14 protein-coding genes are annotated in these 15851 nt (G+C 34.8%); 8 read left to right on the top strand and 6 right to left on the bottom strand.

The genetic code is table 11. The features are described 5' to 3' along the window. The first annotated feature begins 191 nt into the window (after positions 1 to 191). Positions 192 to 1811 carry an ABC-F family ATP-binding cassette domain-containing protein gene (locus tag ACFFLS_RS24275; RefSeq protein WP_379682543.1) on the top strand — a complete coding sequence of 540 codons (1620 nt, stop codon included), beginning with the start codon at positions 192 to 194 and terminating at the stop codon, positions 1809 to 1811. A gap of 134 nt (positions 1812 to 1945) precedes the next feature. Here ACFFLS_RS24275 and ACFFLS_RS24270 read toward each other — a convergent pair whose 3' ends face one another. The 3 genes from ACFFLS_RS24270 to ACFFLS_RS24260 form a co-directional block, all read right to left on the bottom strand. Next, a complete protein-coding gene (locus tag ACFFLS_RS24270; RefSeq protein WP_379682542.1) occupies positions 1946 to 2116 on the bottom strand; it encodes a hypothetical protein in 171 nt (56 codons plus the stop codon). 114 nt (positions 2117 to 2230) lie between these two features. Beyond that, positions 2231 to 3709 carry an NACHT domain-containing protein gene (locus ACFFLS_RS24265; protein WP_379682541.1) on the bottom strand — a complete coding sequence of 493 codons (1479 nt, stop codon included), beginning with the start codon at positions 3707 to 3709 and terminating at the stop codon, positions 2231 to 2233. Between the two features lie 25 nt (positions 3710 to 3734). Further along, complete coding sequence (locus tag ACFFLS_RS24260; RefSeq protein ID WP_379682540.1) at positions 3735 to 4592, bottom strand: pentapeptide repeat-containing protein; 858 nt, start codon at positions 4590 to 4592, stop codon at positions 3735 to 3737. Between the two features lie 209 nt (positions 4593 to 4801). Between ACFFLS_RS24260 and pyrR the strand changes: the two genes are divergently transcribed. From pyrR to ACFFLS_RS24225, 7 genes are all read left to right on the top strand, one after another. Beyond that, positions 4802 to 5341: a bifunctional pyr operon transcriptional regulator/uracil phosphoribosyltransferase PyrR gene (gene pyrR / locus ACFFLS_RS24255; protein WP_135221786.1), complete on the top strand. Its 540-nt coding sequence runs from the start codon at positions 4802 to 4804 to the stop codon at positions 5339 to 5341. 32 nt (positions 5342 to 5373) lie between these two features. Next, positions 5374 to 6015 carry a DUF6891 domain-containing protein gene (locus tag ACFFLS_RS24250; protein ID WP_379682539.1) on the top strand — a complete coding sequence of 214 codons (642 nt, stop codon included), beginning with the start codon at positions 5374 to 5376 and terminating at the stop codon, positions 6013 to 6015. A gap of 76 nt (positions 6016 to 6091) precedes the next feature. Beyond that, the gene (locus ACFFLS_RS24245; RefSeq protein ID WP_065449375.1) at positions 6092 to 7018 is read left to right on the top strand and encodes an aspartate carbamoyltransferase catalytic subunit; all 927 of its coding nucleotides are present in this window, start codon (positions 6092 to 6094) and stop codon (positions 7016 to 7018) included. A gap of 126 nt (positions 7019 to 7144) precedes the next feature. After that, positions 7145 to 7477, top strand: a complete 333-nt coding sequence (locus ACFFLS_RS24240) for a ribonuclease Z (protein ID WP_379682538.1) — start codon at positions 7145 to 7147, stop codon at positions 7475 to 7477. 96 nt (positions 7478 to 7573) lie between these two features. After that, the gene (locus tag ACFFLS_RS24235; protein WP_379682537.1) at positions 7574 to 8479 is read left to right on the top strand and encodes a ribonuclease Z; all 906 of its coding nucleotides are present in this window, start codon (positions 7574 to 7576) and stop codon (positions 8477 to 8479) included. An 82-nt stretch (positions 8480 to 8561) separates the two neighbouring features. Further along, positions 8562 to 9206 (top strand): pyridoxamine 5'-phosphate oxidase, encoded by a 645-nt coding sequence (pdxH, locus tag ACFFLS_RS24230; protein WP_379682536.1) that lies wholly within the window; start codon positions 8562 to 8564, stop codon positions 9204 to 9206. A 185-nt stretch (positions 9207 to 9391) separates the two neighbouring features. Further along, complete coding sequence (locus tag ACFFLS_RS24225; RefSeq protein ID WP_379682535.1) at positions 9392 to 9895, top strand: CAP domain-containing protein; 504 nt, start codon at positions 9392 to 9394, stop codon at positions 9893 to 9895. A 130-nt stretch (positions 9896 to 10025) separates the two neighbouring features. Here the strand turns inward: ACFFLS_RS24225 and ACFFLS_RS24220 are convergent, their stop codons facing one another. The 3 genes from ACFFLS_RS24220 to ACFFLS_RS24210 all read right to left on the bottom strand — a co-directional run. Then, on the bottom strand, positions 10026 to 11948 hold the full coding sequence (locus tag ACFFLS_RS24220) for an OmpA family protein (protein WP_379682534.1): 1923 nt from the start codon (positions 11946 to 11948) through the stop codon (positions 10026 to 10028). Between the two features lie 12 nt (positions 11949 to 11960). Next, entirely contained in the window at positions 11961 to 12878 is a 918-nt protein-coding gene (locus ACFFLS_RS24215; RefSeq protein WP_379682533.1) for a PorP/SprF family type IX secretion system membrane protein, read from the bottom strand. Between the two features lie 74 nt (positions 12879 to 12952). Beyond that, positions 12953 to 15851: T9SS type B sorting domain-containing protein (locus ACFFLS_RS24210; RefSeq protein ID WP_379689704.1), on the bottom strand; the 2899-nt coding region annotated here is incomplete at its 5' end.

The following is a 15851-nucleotide window of genomic DNA, read 5'->3' as shown; positions in this document are numbered from 1 at the left end:
AAGAAAATTTAAGACTTAGTTTAAATGAACTTATATTACTTATATGGTTTTTTTCTGTAAAGTTATTTCTTCGCGTCTTTGCTTCTTTGCGAGAACCTCTCAGCAGCAGCAAAAAAACTTAGTCCCTTTGCATCTTTGCAACTCTGAACCTTTTTCCGTACTTTTGCACCAAATTAATTAAAAAGACATTCATGTTAACAGTCAATAATTTATCAGTTCAATTTGGTAAAAGAGTTTTATTTGATGAAGTAAATACAACTTTCACTCATGGGAATATTTACGGCGTTATTGGGGCTAATGGTGCGGGAAAATCTACTTTCCTTAAAATCATCTCAGGTGATATGGACCCAACTTCTGGGCATATTCATTTAGAGCCGGGAAAACGTATGTCGGTTTTAAACCAGAACCACAACATGTTCGACGAACATACCGTTTTGGAAACCGTTTTAATGGGAAATAAAGTTCTGTATGCTGTTAAAAAAGAAATGGATGAGCTTTATCTAGATTATAATGATGCCAATGCAGACCGAATAGGGGAACTACAAGTTCAGTTTGAAGAAATGAACGGATGGAACGCCGATTCTGATGCTGCAGCAATGTTGTCTAACTTAGGAATCACAGAAGCAGATCATTATACTTTAATGGCTGATATGGAAGGGAAAATGAAAGTTCGTGTGCTTTTGGCACAGGCGCTTTTCGGAAATCCTGATGTATTGATTATGGATGAGCCTACCAACGATTTGGATTTCGAGACAATCGCTTGGTTAGAAAACTTCTTGGCAAACTACGAAAATACTGTAATCGTTGTATCTCACGACCGTCACTTTTTAGATGCGGTTTGTACACATATTTCTGATATTGATTTCGGAAAAATCAATCACTATTCAGGAAACTATACGTTCTGGTACGAGTCTAGCCAATTAGCCGCAAAACAGCGTGCACAGCAAAACAAAAAAGCAGAAGAGAAGAAACAAGAGTTGGAAGAATTTATTCGTCGTTTTAGTGCAAACGTGGCGAAATCGAAACAAGCGACTTCTCGTAAAAAAATGATTTCGAAATTGAATATCTCTGAAATCAAACCTTCTAGTCGTCGTTATCCTGCAATTATCTTCGATCAGGATCGTGAAGCTGGAGATCAGATTTTGAATGTAGAAAACTTATCTGCTTCTGTAGATGGTGAAGTTCTTTTTAAAGATATTAACCTGAATATGGCAAAAGGCGATAAAATCGTTCTTTTCTCTAAAGATTCACGTGCTACAACTGCTTTCTACGAAATCTTAAACGGAGAACAAAAAGCAGATTCAGGAACTTTTGATTGGGGAATTACAACCAATCAAGCCTATTTGCCAGCTGAAAACCACAAATATTTCGAAAACGATTTGAGTTTAGTTGACTGGTTACGTCAATATGCTAAAACAGAAGAAGAGCGTGATGAGGTATTTATTAGAGGTTTCTTAGGAAAAATGATTTTCTCAGGAGAAGAAGCTCTTAAAACGTCTAGAGTTTTATCTGGAGGAGAAAAAGTACGTTGTATGTTGTCTAGAATGATGATGGAACGCGCTAACGTTTTAATGTTGGATGAACCGACAAACCACTTAGATTTGGAGTCGATTACGGCTTTCAACAACTCATTGAAAAACTTTAAAGGTTCTGTAATTTTTACAACGCATGACCACGAATTTGCACAAACTGTTGGTAACAGAATCGTAGAGTTGACACCAAACGGAGTAATTGATCGTTACATGACATTTGACGAATATCTTGATGACGAAAAGATTCAGGAGCAAAGAAAGAAAATGTATAATCTATAAAATTACAATGTTGGAAATTCCAAATTCCAATCTTTGACCTAACAACTTTGTCAAAGCTTAAACTTTGACAAAGTTGTACATCCATAAAAAAATCCCAAATTCCAATTAATAGAATTTGGGATTTTTTATGTTTTTTATTTTCTGAAAAACTTAGCAAAAATCCAGATAATAATCGCAATGATAAAAATTACAATGAAAATTCCTACTCCCATTCCGGCTTTAAAAATGTCTCCAATAACTTCACAGCTTGTAAATGAAAACAGTATTACAAATACCATTAACAATCTTAGTATTATATTTTGCATGACTTTGATGTTTAAAATTCATAATTAAAATTATAGCAGAAGTCACGAAATTGTGTTATAGAATTTTTTGGAAATGTTTTAGGATTATCCTTTGATTGTTGAATTGTATAAATATTAAGTTAAAAAAAGCTCATCAATATCATTGTCAAAGTCTGCTTTATATATTTTCTTTAAATCATTAACAAAATTATATGATATTTCGGAATAGCCAAATAGATCTTTTATGAACTCACTTAAAATTTTGTCTTCGTGTTTGTCAGAATATTCAAATATATCTTTCCCGATTTTAGGAATGATGTATTCTCTCATTAATATTTGCTCATCTAATTCAAAAAGAAAATTTAGCAATGTTAAACTTAAATAAAATTTATTTTCACTTACTACCTTTCGATAAAATGTTCTTTTCTGGTCTAAAGGTAATCTAGAAATAAATAGAGAAGCTAAGTATTCAAGTACGAGAATGTGAGGAAAAATATAAAAGTCATTTATAACAACAAGAATATTTACAGAGATTGTCAAATCATAGATTAGCCTGTCGTTTTCAAAATCAAATTTTTGACTACGTTTTATTAATTCTAATTCTTTAATAAGTAAATCTTTTGAAAATGCACTAGTAGAAAGTAGTAAACCTCTAAAAGCTAATAAAGTTGAAATATATTCAAGCTGATCTTTATTTAAACCTGATAATTTTGTTCTTACAAAACCTAATTTACTTACCGAATCATGTTTTGAAAACAGAGTGTCAATTATGTTTCTAAAGAATATTGATTTTTTCTTAGGGATATTTCTGTCTGTATGATTTAGAATATAATCTATGTAGATTGCTAAAAACAGCGGTGATGTTAAGTATTTGTGCAAATATGTATCACTTTCTATTGAATCATAAAATAATTCTTTTTTAGAGTTTGGTAATTTTAGATTTTGTACATAAATATATATATCATGCTCATTCAATTCTGCAATTTCATATATGTGAAATTCATTCAAGCTTTCGATATTTGTACCAGGTCTAGAAGTTATTACAAATTTATTAAAGTTATATTGCGTAATGAAATCTTGTATTTGGCTAATTGATTTCTGTCCTTCTGAAAAATTTATTTCATCAAATCCATCAAATAGAAATAAAAATTTTCCCGCTTTGAAAAGTATTTTTAATTCATTTTTTAAGTCTTGAGATATTAGTGAGGTGACATAATCATGAAAATCATAATTTTGACTGGTAAATAATCTTAACTCTACGAAAACTGGAATTAAATTGTCAGACTCTATTGCTCCCAAAGTTAGATGCTTTAAAAGAGTTGTTTTGCCACTTCCAGCGTTGCCAATTATGGCTATTTTATTTATTTTTTCAAATATATCTACAGGCGATTTAACTCTGATGTAGTCATTTTTACCCGTTAGTGTTAGGGGAATGTAATTTGAATAAAAATCTATTGGTTCATTTCTAAATAACAAATTTTTTGTAAGACGAAATTTTTCATATGTATTGTTTAAATATATTTTTAATGAACGAGATAATTCAATTTTAGACATTTCATTTAAGAACTTACCTGAAATTGTATCAATTATCTCTGAAATTACATATTGTAGCATAAGATTAAAAATTTAAGGTATTGGTTTAATTGAATCCAGCTGGAGCATTTCTCGGTGACAAAAAGCTTGCATCCGTTTTGTTGACCATATTTTGCCAATTTTTAATATCTAATAGATTACATCTTTCAAATACGGCATCTTTTACATTAGAAGACTCGAAATTTACTTGTGATAATTCACAATTTACAAATTTCGATTTTGATAAATTGGTTAATTCGAAATTAGCACCGTCAAATTTGCAATTTTCTAATGTTGCATTGGTTAGAACTACTAATCCCATTTTTGCTTCAAGAAAATCTACGTTTATTCCTGTTGCTTTATGTAATGTGGCTTCATAAAAAATTGCTTTATGGGCTTTAGCATTGTCCATTTTGCAATTTTCGAGAGTTGAGTTTAGAAATTTAGTTTCAAATAGAATGCAATTTTTTAAATTTGCATTGGTTAAGTTAGATTTGCTTAAATCGGCAAAGCTTAAATCAGCACCTTCTAGATTTATTCCACTTAAATCAAGGTCTGTTAAATTAGCTTTTTTTAAATCAGCATTTACTAATGTTCCATTTTCTAACCAACCATATTCTTTTAATTCCTTTAAAGCTCTTTTTGTAAGTCCATTTTCCTCACTTCCTAATTCTCTAATTAATCGAGATTTTAGATTTTTCTTTTCTTTAACCTCATATAAGTAATCAATAAGTAGGATAGTTATTGCAATACTTATAAATTCAGCACTAAAATTTGCGTAAAAATTATTAATAAGAATATTGCAAGGCCAATCTTTTGGGTATTTATGGAGAAAAACAAGTGATAATCCGATTATTAAAATTATAAAGCCGAAAATTTTAACCCTATCAATTGATTTCAACTTTGAACCTAATTTTCCTAACATGCTTATACAAAATTATAATTTATAAAAAATAAATAGATTTACAAGAGCTTCTTTCCTATAATTTTGGTTTAGAAGATTTGAGCGAAAATATGATTTAAAAGTAAAAAGTCCTATAGAAATTAAGATTATATTTTTAATTATGGAAAAAATAAGATTAAAGTTTAAAATCAGATTCCGTATATTTGCGCGACCAATCATTACAATTAATTATGAGCCAGAAAGTATTACTTAATTCAAAAGAAGTTACTATCATACTTCACCGTTTGGCTTGTCAGTTAATCGAAAAACATCTTGATTTTTCAGATACTATTTTAATCGGTATTCAGCCGAGAGGTGTTTTTTTGGCTGAACGTTTAAAGCAACTTTTAGAAAACGAATACAAAACTCCCGAGATTTCACTGGGTTATCTGGATATCACTTTTTTTAGAGATGATTTCCGTAGAACCGAAAAACCGCTTGAAGCCAATAAAACTCAAATTAATTTTATCGTCGAAAACAAAAAAGTCATTTTTATAGATGACGTATTGTTTACAGGTCGCAGCATTCGCTCGGCGTTGACCGCTGTTCAATCTTTCGGAAGACCTTCAGAAATCGAATTGTTGGTTTTAATCGACAGACGTTTCAGTCGTCATTTGCCAATTCAGCCTGATTACCGCGGTCGTCAGGTAGATGCTATTAATGGCGAAAAAGTTATTGTAAGCTGGAAAGAAAACGACGGCGAAGATGTAGTTCATTTGGTTACCAATTAATATGTTAAACATTAAAAATTGAAAAAACAGTCATGACAGAGAACGAAGAGTTTATTTATGAGTCAATTTTTAATCAGGTAAGAATGGGATTTCTTTCTATTGATGATATTAAAGAAAACATCATAGAAGAAATTGAAGACAACGAATTTGAAGATGAAATCTCAGAAGCTTGGGCTTTTGAAAAAATCGATCAAGAATACCAAAATTTGCTTGAAGAAAGTAAAAATTGGAACAGCCCGACAGATACTGAAAAGCTAATAAAAGCGTTTGATGATTTATGTGATCGGAACATCATTGCGCTTCACAATGCCGGATATACTACAAGCGACGGCGAATACGAAGTGGTGGAGGTTGAAAGAGAACTTCAGGAAAACGGAGTCGTATCTGACGGTTACTGCTTTTATCACGAACAAGATTTGGCCAGAGCCATAATTCCGGATCATCCGAGTTTGTATATCGCTTTTCAAAAAGTAGATAATTCAGATGAAGAAACTACTTTAAAAGTCGGAAATAAAGTGGCAGAAGTTCTAAGAAATAACGGATTTGAACTCAACTGGGACGGGTCAGCTAAAAGAAAAATTGAAATTCCGAATTTCAGATGGCAGCAGGTTTATGATGAAGACGGAAGAGATTTGCAAGATTACGGCGAAGTCGTCGACAGAATGATTCAATAGAGTTGCTTCTCTAAAAAGCATTGAATACGAATATTTCGTTATTCAGAATTTGACAAATAATATTAAAGAAACAAAAATGAAAGAATTAAGCGTAAATCATTTATTAGGAATAAAATATATCAACGAAAATGATATTAACCTGATTTTTGAAACGGCAGATCATTTTAAAGAAGTCATTAACAGACCAATTAAAAAAGTTCCTTCATTACGAGATATTACTATTGCCAATATTTTCTTCGAAAACAGTACAAGAACCAAACTCTCTTTTGAATTAGCGCAGAAACGTTTATCTGCTGATGTAATCAGTTTTTCTGCAGCTCAGTCATCGGTTAAAAAAGGAGAAACTTTGATTGATACTGTAAACAATATCCTTTCGATGAAAGTAGATATGGTTGTAATGCGCCACTCTAATCCCGGAGCGGCTTATTTTTTATCTAAAAACGTCAAAGCGAGTATCGTAAATGCAGGTGATGGTGCACACGAACACCCGACTCAGGCTTTGTTAGACAGTTATTCAATTAGAGAAAAACTAGGCGATGTCGCCGGAAAAAAAGTGGTTATTGTAGGAGATATTCTGCATTCGAGAGTTGCCTTATCCAATATATACGCTTTGCAAATGCAAGGTGCAGAAGTAAAAGTATGCGGGCCAAAAACGTTGATTCCGAGATATATCGAATCGCTTGGTGTAACAGTTGAGCCGAATTTGCGCAAAGCTTTAGAATGGTGTGATGTTGCGAATATGCTTCGTGTACAAAACGAGCGTATGGATGTGAATTTCTTCCCTTCGACAAGAGAATATGCACAACAATATGGAGTCGATAAACCGCTTTTGGATTCGCTTAACAAAGAAATCGTAATCATGCACCCAGGACCAATCAATAGAGGAGTTGAAATTACTTCAGAAGTAGCGGATTCTGATCATTCGGTAATCTTAAATCAGGTTGAGAATGGTGTTGCAATTAGAATGGCGGTTATTTATTTATTGGCGTCTAAGATACAGTAGTTTGTTGGTTTCAAGTTTCAGGTTTCAAGTTTTGCCATCTTAATTAACAAACCTGAAACCTGAAACTTGAAACCACAAAAAAACTTATTAAATTTACATAAAATATAAGCTCCATAAATTTATAAAATGAAAGTAGATCAAAAAGGACATACCGTAACGATAAAAGACACACAGGGCGATTACAACGGCTTTGTGGAGAAAGTAACGCAACAGTTTAAAACCTTTGAAAAACAAAATGTTATAATCGATTTGTCTTCAGATTCTGAATTGACAGAAACTGATTTGAAAGCTTTTTTGCCGCTTTCAAAGCTTCATAAAAAAGCAAAAAAATCTTTTGTAATTGTTGCAACTGATCTTGATTTTAATGCTATTTCAGATAAATTAGTCGTTGTCCCTTCACTTTTGGAAGCGCATGATATTATCGAAATGGAAGAAATAGAGAGAGACCTCGGTTTTTAATTGTAGATTTCTGGTTTTAGATTTTAGATTTTTTTAATGTTACTTTTAAAATGTTTTATGAATCTAAAATCTGCAATCTAAAATCTAAAATTAATAATGAAATTAACCATACTCGGCTGTTATGCCGCAACTCCCAGAACACTTACCAACCCGACTTCGCAGGTTTTAGAAATTAAAAATCGATTGTTTTTAATTGATTGTGGAGAAGGAACTCAGGTTCAGCTTCGCAAAAACAAAATCAAGTTTTCTAAAATCAATCATGTTTTTATTTCACATCTTCATGGTGATCATCTTTATGGTCTAATAGGAACAATTTCGACTTTCTCTCTTTTAGGAAGAACAACAGATTTAAATGTTTACGGACCAAAAGGAATAAAAGAATTGATTCTCTTGCAATTGAAGCTTACAGAATCATGGACGACTTATAAATTGTTTTTTCATGAATTAGAGTCCAACGAAAGTGAAGTTATTTTTGAAGACAAAAAGGTAATAGTAAGAACAATTCCGCTAAAGCACCGCGTTTACACAAACGGTTTTCTTTTTGAAGAAAAACCAGACGAAAGAAAATTAAATGTTGAAGCTGTTCAGCAATACGATATTCACGTTGCTTATTATCAAAAAATTAAAAACGGAAGCGATATTACGCTTGATGACGGAACAATAATCGAAAATGAAAAATTGACTTTCGATCCAATTGCTCCAAAAAGTTATGCTTTCTGTTCGGATACCGTTTACAATGAGGCTGTAATTCCGATTATTCAGAATGCAGATATTTTGTATCATGAATCGACTTTCTTGGAATCAGAAGCAAAATTGGCAGAAAAAACATTGCATTCAACAGCAAAAGAAGCCGCGACAATTGCTTTAAAAGCCAATGTAAAACAATTGATATTAGGACATTATTCTACACGATATGATGGCTTAGAGCGTTTTAAAAAAGAAGCGGAAGAAGTGTTTCCAAATGTGCTTTTAGCAGATGATGGATTGAGTTTTGACTTTTAAAGTTGCTAAGATTCTAAGATACTGAGATACTAAGTTTTTGGATAACTTGAAACCTGAAACTTGAAACAAAAAAATAAAAATTATGAATGATTTAAGCAATTACAGAAGATCTTACGAAAAGAGCGAATTGCTCGAAGCGAATATTCCGGAAGATCCGATTAATCTTTTTAATCGATGGTTTCACGAAGTTGAGGATTTTGAAGGAAGTGGAGAAGTGAATGCAATGACTGTTTCAACCATTGGTTTGGATGGTTTTCCGAAATCACGTGTGGTTTTATTGAAGAAATTTTCTGAGGAAGGATTCATCTTTTACACCAATTATAATTCTGAAAAAGGAAAAGCGATAGAAGCTAATCCAAATGTTTGTCTGTCTTTTTTCTGGCAGGAAATGGAACGTCAGGTAATTATAAAAGGCATTGCGCAAAAAACTTCAGAAATTATTTCAGATAATTATTTTGACTCAAGACCAGACGGAAGCAAGCTTGGTGCGATTGTTTCGAACCAAAGCGAAGTAATTCCATCACGCGTTTTTTTAGAAGAAAAACTTAAAGAATTAGAAACTGAATACAGCGAAAAACCGATTCTTAGACCTGAAAATTGGGGTGGTTATCTAGTAACTCCGTTGCAGGTCGAATTTTGGCAAGGAAGGCCAAACAGGCTTCATGATAGGATTCGTTATACAAGCCAGTCAGATTTTTCTTGGAAGATAGAAAGGTTGTCTTCGTAAAAGTATTTTTACGTAGGATTTTTACTTTGTAAAATATAAAAAAGATGCATTTCATCGATTATTTTTGCTGTTTAACGGTAAAATAAATATGTTTGACTCAGAAATAAAGAGAAAAAAATTATTAAAAATAAATTTAAAGGATTTGCCCCAACATTTACTTTAAACCGCAAAAAATGCTATTGATTATGAAAAAGATAATGCGAGCCATGTTGTTCATTGCGATTCTCTTCGCAATGAACTCATGTTCTGCCGACACTGTCGAAGCGAGCGTAAATACACCGGGTCCTGAAACGCTTATTACCAATTATAACTATAACGATACCGAACTTGAAACGATGAGATTGATAAACGAATACCGAAAAAGTATTGGTTTAAAAGCTTTAGAGGCTATCAATCATATTTCTAACAAATGTGAAGAGCATAATGAACATATGATTGCTAATAATAATGGGATTAATCACAATGGTTTTACAGAAAGGTCGACAAATATTCAAGAAGTCTTAGGAGCTAAAAAAGTAGGCGAAAATGTTGCTTACAATTATAAAACTCCAGAAGCTGCGGTAAAAGCATGGCTTGAAAGTCCAGGACATAAGGCAAATATCGAAGGAGATTATACACACTTTGGATTGGCGGTTACTACCGATAGTTCGGGTAAAAAATATTACACAAATATATTTGCAAAAATATAAACGATAAATTGAACAGGTTGGTTTTTTAGAGGTCGTTGCAATTCTTTGAGTTGCGACGACTTTTTGCATTATAGAAGTTCGCAAAGTCTCGCGAAACTTTGCGAACGATATTTTTTGAAAAGCAAGCTATTTACAGTTTTGTAATAATAAATTCACTTCTTCTATTTGCCTGATGTTCTTCTTCAGTACAGTTTACGCCATCTGAACAGCCATTAACTAGTTGTGTTTCACCATATCCTTTTCCGGTTAAACGACTTTTGTCTACGCCATTTTTTATCAACCATTCTACAGTAGATTTTGCACGTCTGTCTGACAAAGATTCGTTGTATTGTTTACTAGCTCTGCTGTCTGTGTGCGAACGAATATCGAGTTTCATTTGTGGATAATCATTTAAGACTACCAATATTTTCTCAAGATCTATTGCGGCTTCAGTTCTGATATTCGATTTATCTAAATCAAAATAAATCATTTTGATTCCGAAGCATTTTCCTAAATCATCTCCAACAGCAACTTTACAGATTGACCTTTCAAGTGCGATTGTCAAATTTGTCTTTCCAGTTGTTTTCGGAATGGTAATACTCACTTCTTTTGTTGAATATTCTGGTTTTTCAGCTCTCACATAATAGGTTTTGCCACATTCAACCGAAAAATTGTACTTTCCTTGGGAATCCGTCATTATCGAGTTTTTCATTTCCATGTTTTCATACAACGTAACTTTTGAATCAGGAAGCGTTTCGCCTGTTTCAGCATCTGTAATTATGCCTTCTAATTCTTGCAGGCATTTTAATCTTCGGGTTTCCAAAAAACTGTAAATGTCATCCGAACCAAAGCCGCCGTCTTTATTAGAACTGAAATATCCTTTTCTACTTACGGGATTAATAATGTAGGCAAAATCATCCTGGGGAGAGTTGATATCGTTTCCCAGATTTTGAATATCGCTAATAGTGCCATTGTTGTCAATCTGCCCCACAAAAACGTCCAAACCTCCAAGTCCAGGATGACCATCTGATGAAAAATAGATTTCATTTTCATTTGTTACATACGGAAAAGTCTCTTTTCCTTCCGTATTAATTACCTTTCCCAAATTTTGAGGCGATCCAAAATGATCACCATTTATACTTACTCTATAAATATCAGATTGTCCGACTGAACCTGGCATATCTGATGCAAAATACATTGTTTTTTCATCTGGACTCAGTGCTGGGTGGGCTGTGCTGTAATTGTTGCTGGTAAAAGGAAGAGGTGAAATATGAGTCCATTTGCCATTTTCCAATGTTGCTTTATAGATTTTTACGAGTGTAATCTGATTAGCATCTTTTCCTTTTGTTCCATCAATAAAGTTGTTTCTGGTAAAATAGACTGTTTTTCCGTCTTTTGTAAAAACAGGAGATGCTTCGTGAAACCGGCTATTGAGTTCCGTTTTTATTTTATTTACTTTGGAGGACGCACCGTTTTCATCTAGATTGGCATTGTAAATATTAGTGAAATATTCTCCTGTCCATTTATGTTTTCTTTTACTGAAATTACCAGTATCTCTTGCTGATGCAAAATAGATTTTGTTGTCGTACACAAAACTCCCGTAGTCGGAATATTTAGAATTAATTCCTGCATCTTCAATTTTGTATCTTCCCGAATTGGCTTTAATCTGATCAAGATAATTTTTGTCGTTTTTATAGAGAATTCCTCTGGAGTCGTTTTTGTTTTTAGCGTTAAATTCTTCCAAAATTTTATTAGCTTTATCAACTTGTCCAATTGATTTTAAGGATTGCGCATATCGGTAATAATATTCAGCTTCTGGAGTAGGATTCATGGCAAACAGTTCACCATACCACTTTGCTGCATTTTCAAATTCTGAGTTGAAATAATAGGAGTCACCGAGTTTTTTGAACAGACTTTCCGATTTGTAACCTTTGTTGGCGACTCTTTCATAGGTTTTAATGGCGTCTATATAGGCGTAACCATCAAATTTTTTATCTCCAGAATTCATCTTTTTTTCCTGTGAATAGCAGAAGAAAAGATTAAAAGTGATTAAAAGAAGTGTAAAATTTTTCATGATACTTAGTTTTTAGAAGAAACGTGGAGTGGTCATTTTACCAGTGTTTTTGAAGAATTCATAACGAAGGAAAATTTCATGAGAACCCGAATTGTAGTTTTGCAGGTTCGTTGTTTCACGATCGTATCCATAACCTATATACAGCCCGTCTGTAATTTGAAAACCTGCCATTGCACTCATAGAGGCGCTCCATCTGTAGGCAATTCCTAAAACTATTTTATCAATAAGCATGAAATTGGCTGATATATCTACCTGTAGAGGCGCACCTTCCACCATTTTGGCTAATATGGCAGGTTTGAATTTGTAGTATTCGTATTGGTCCAGATTAAATACATAACCTCCCATTAAGTAGTAGTTCATTTTGCTTTTGTAGATAGCAATGTCATTATCATTGTATTTGTTGGTTTCAATAAAATTGGGAACAGATAAACCGATATAAGCTTTATCTGAATGGTAATAAATTCCGGCTCCAACATTAGGCGAGAATTTGTTATTGAAATCCTGAAACTGTGGGTCATTCTGATTCGCTGGATTCAGTTTGTTGATGTCTAAATTGAATAAATTGGCCGTTCCTTTAATACCAAATGACAATTTATAGTCTGCTGAAGTCTGAATCGTATATGAAATATCTGCCGCTATATTGGTTTCGTTTGTGGGACCAATTTTATCATTAACAATAGAAAGCCCTACTCCGAGATTACTATTGTTGATGGGAGAGTTAACCGATACCGTAGAAGTTTTAGGCGCGCCGTCAAGACCTACCCATTGCGTTCTATAGAGCCCAAAAATGCTTAATGCTCCTCTTGATCCTGCATAAGCTGGATTTATATTGATGGTGTTGTACATATACTGAGTATACTGTGCATCTTGTTGTGCGTTACCACTTAAGCTAACGAACATAATGACGAAAAAAAATAATTTTGTTCTCATAATAGATGTTGTTATTGATTAGTATGTAATGCATTATAAATTGAGGCGGTTTTATAATGCATTACTTTTTTACTTTATCTGGACAGATATAAAAACCCATCTTTTTTATTGTTGTGAATGACATTATTTCCATCTACAGATTGGAAGTTTAGGATGTAGAAGTAGGTTCCTGTAGGCAGTCCTTCAGATTGTTTTACTGTTGTTCGTCCTCTAGAATTGCCGTCAAAGGCGTTGGTCGAATTGTTATAATTGGTAGTTTCAAAAACTAAAATTCCCCAGCGATTATAAATTTCTACCGTATTTCCGGGATAACAGGTCAACTCATTAATGTTGTCGATTTCGAATACATCATTTATTCCGTCACCATTTGGAGAGAAAGCATTGTGGACAATAATATTTCCACAGGCTAAGACTTTGCAATCGTCATTTATAAGCATATTTAAGACGATTTTTTTGGTGCAGTTTTCGTCGGTTATTTGATATTCAAAAGTGTAGTTTCCTAAAGCCAAACCAAACGGATTTAATATATTTCCTTGTAAAGCATTAGAACCGCTTGTATCTGCCCATACTCCTGTAGTAAGGGTTCCGCCAGGAAGAAGAGTAGAAAGATTTATCAAAGTTGAATCATCCGTACATGCCTCACTTGTTATATTGGTAACACTTTCAACACTGAAGGTCTGAACCAATACGGTTTTGTTTCCTGCACAGTCAGATAAAGTGTAGCTTCTTGTGAGAATGTAAGTGTTTCCTGCACATCCAGTTCCTTCATTACTACTATCGGTAATAGTGATAGCTACATTTGGACTGCAATTGTCTTTAGCATCAGTAATAATCTGCGGATTTGGAGCTGGAATTTCAGATCTATTTCTTAAGCCAGTTACATTTGCGGGAGCAGTGCCTGTTGGAGGTGTTGTATCTCGAACGGTTATAATCTGAGTATAAGAAGCTGTATTTCCACTACAGTCACTTGTTTTCCAATTGCGAGTCAACGTATAATTAGAAATACATCCATTTTCACTAAGCGTCTTTGTTTCTGTAAAGACAATGGGTAAGTTTTTGTTGCAACTGTCTGAGGCTGTCATTTCTGTTGGTGCAGGCACAGCATCGCAGGAAACTGTAATATTTACAGGAAGATTACCAGTAAAAACGGGCGCTTTTGTATCTTGGATAGTAATCACTTGAATGAAAATATCAGAGACGTTGCCGCAATTGTCTTTTGCAATCCATGTATTGGTGTATGTTCCAGAATTAGAACAAGATTCAGAGACTTTAAATGCACCATTTGATTTAGTATAAATAATGTTAGAACTGCAAACATCAGTTGCGTTTGGTGATTGAGCAAATGCTGTTGCCAATCCAGTTGCGTCGCTGCATTCCAAAACGACATTTAATGAGCCAGCCTGAGTCGTCCAAGTCGGTGCAGCAGTATCCTGAATCGTGATTACCTGAGTGAAAATGTCGGAGGTATTGCCACAGTCATCCTTCACGGTCCAAGTGTTGGTGTAGGTTCCGGAATTGGCGCATCCCTCTGAAGCCATGAACTGTCCGCTTGTTTTGGTGATATTGGAAATATCGGCATCGCATGAGTCTGAAGCAGTCGGGAACATCGCTTGCGCTGAAGCCAAACCGGAAGCGTCGCTACATTCCAAAGTTAAATTCAATGCATTTGCAGCAGTCGTCCAAGTCGGCGCAGCAGTATCCTGAATCGTGATTACCTGAGTGAAAACATCAGAAATATTGCCGCAGTCGTCTTTTACGGTCCAAGTGTTGGTATAGGTTCCAGAATTGGCGCATCCTTCGAAAGCGATGAACTGTCCGCTTGTTTTTGTGATGTTGGAAACATCAGCATCGCATGAGTCCGAAGCAGTCGGAATCATCGTCTGCGCTGAAGCTAAATCAGAAGCATCATTGCATTCTAAAGTAACGTTTAGAGAACCAGATTGAGTCGTCCAAGTCGGTGCAGCAGTGTCCTGAATCGTGATTATCTGAGTGAAAACATCAGAAATATTGCCACAGTCGTCTTTCACAGTCCAAGTGTTGGTGTAGGTTCCAGAATTGGCGCATCCTTCGAAATCGATGAACTGTCCGCTTGTTTTGATGATGTTGGAAACGTCGGCATCACAGGAGTCTGAAGCAGTCGGAATCATCGTCTGCGCTGAAGCTAAACCAGAAGCATCATTGCATTCTAAAGTAACGTTTAGAGAACCAGATTGAGTCGTCCAAGTAGGTGCAGCAGTATCCTGAATCGTGATTACCTGAGTGAAAATATCGGAGGTATTGCCACAGTCATCCTTCACGGTCCAAGTGTTGGTGTAGGTTCCGGAATTGGCGCATCCCTCTGAAGCCATGAACTGTCCGCTTGTTTTGGTGATATTGGAAACATCGGCATCGCATGAGTCTGAAGCAGTCGGGAACATCGCCTGAGCATTGGCAAGTCCGGAAGCGTCACTGCATTCTAAAGTAACGTTTAGAGAGCCGGCCTGAGTCGTCCAAGTCGGTGCAGCAGTATCCTGTATCGTGATTACCTGAGTGAAAACATCAGAAATATTGTCGCAGTCGTCTTTTACTGTCCAAGTGTTGGTGTAGGTTCCGGAATTGGCGCATCCTTTGAAAGCGATGAACTGTCCGCTTGTTTTGATGATGTTGGAAACGTCGGCATCGCAGGAGTCTGAAGCAGTCGGAATCATCGTCTGCGCTGAAGCTAAACCAGCATTATCACTGCATTCTAAAGTGACGTTTAGAGAACCAGCCTGAGTCGTCCAAATCGGTGCAGCAGTATCCTGAATCGTGATTACCTGAGTGAAAATGTCGGAGGTATTGCCACAGTGGTCCTTCACAGTCCAAGTGTTGGTATAGGTTCCAGCATTTCCGCAGCCCGCAGTAGCCATAAATTGTCCGCTTGTTTTGGTGATGTTTGTCACATCGGCATCGCATGAGTCTGAAGCTGACGGGAACATCGCTTGCGCTGAAGCC

It is taken from the genome of Flavobacterium procerum (assembly GCF_042431625.1).
In the GTDB taxonomy this organism is placed as follows: domain Bacteria; phylum Bacteroidota; class Bacteroidia; order Flavobacteriales; family Flavobacteriaceae; genus Flavobacterium; species Flavobacterium procerum.
Note: the sequence above shows the minus strand (reverse complement) of the source record. Positions and strands in the feature narration are given on the sequence as shown.

Excerpts from the sequence above, each read along its gene's own strand:
- ACFFLS_RS24275 (WP_379682543.1), top strand. The coding sequence starts at position 192 with ATGTTAACAGTCAATAATTTATCAGTTCAATTTGGTAAAAGAGTTTTA.
- ACFFLS_RS24270 (WP_379682542.1), bottom strand. The coding sequence starts at position 2,116 with ATGCAAAATATAATACTAAGATTGTTAATGGTATTTGTAATACTGTTT.
- ACFFLS_RS24265 (WP_379682541.1), bottom strand. The coding sequence starts at position 3,709 with ATGCTACAATATGTAATTTCAGAGATAATTGATACAATTTCAGGTAAG.
- ACFFLS_RS24260 (WP_379682540.1), bottom strand. The coding sequence starts at position 4,592 with ATGTTAGGAAAATTAGGTTCAAAGTTGAAATCAATTGATAGGGTTAAA.
- pyrR (WP_135221786.1), top strand. The coding sequence starts at position 4,802 with ATGAGCCAGAAAGTATTACTTAATTCAAAAGAAGTTACTATCATACTT.
- ACFFLS_RS24250 (WP_379682539.1), top strand. The coding sequence starts at position 5,374 with ATGACAGAGAACGAAGAGTTTATTTATGAGTCAATTTTTAATCAGGTA.
- ACFFLS_RS24245 (WP_065449375.1), top strand. The coding sequence starts at position 6,092 with ATGAAAGAATTAAGCGTAAATCATTTATTAGGAATAAAATATATCAAC.
- ACFFLS_RS24240 (WP_379682538.1), top strand. The coding sequence starts at position 7,145 with ATGAAAGTAGATCAAAAAGGACATACCGTAACGATAAAAGACACACAG.
- ACFFLS_RS24235 (WP_379682537.1), top strand. The coding sequence starts at position 7,574 with ATGAAATTAACCATACTCGGCTGTTATGCCGCAACTCCCAGAACACTT.
- pdxH (WP_379682536.1), top strand. The coding sequence starts at position 8,562 with ATGAATGATTTAAGCAATTACAGAAGATCTTACGAAAAGAGCGAATTG.
- ACFFLS_RS24225 (WP_379682535.1), top strand. The coding sequence starts at position 9,392 with ATGAAAAAGATAATGCGAGCCATGTTGTTCATTGCGATTCTCTTCGCA.
- ACFFLS_RS24220 (WP_379682534.1), bottom strand. The coding sequence starts at position 11,948 with ATGAAAAATTTTACACTTCTTTTAATCACTTTTAATCTTTTCTTCTGC.
- ACFFLS_RS24215 (WP_379682533.1), bottom strand. The coding sequence starts at position 12,878 with ATGAGAACAAAATTATTTTTTTTCGTCATTATGTTCGTTAGCTTAAGT.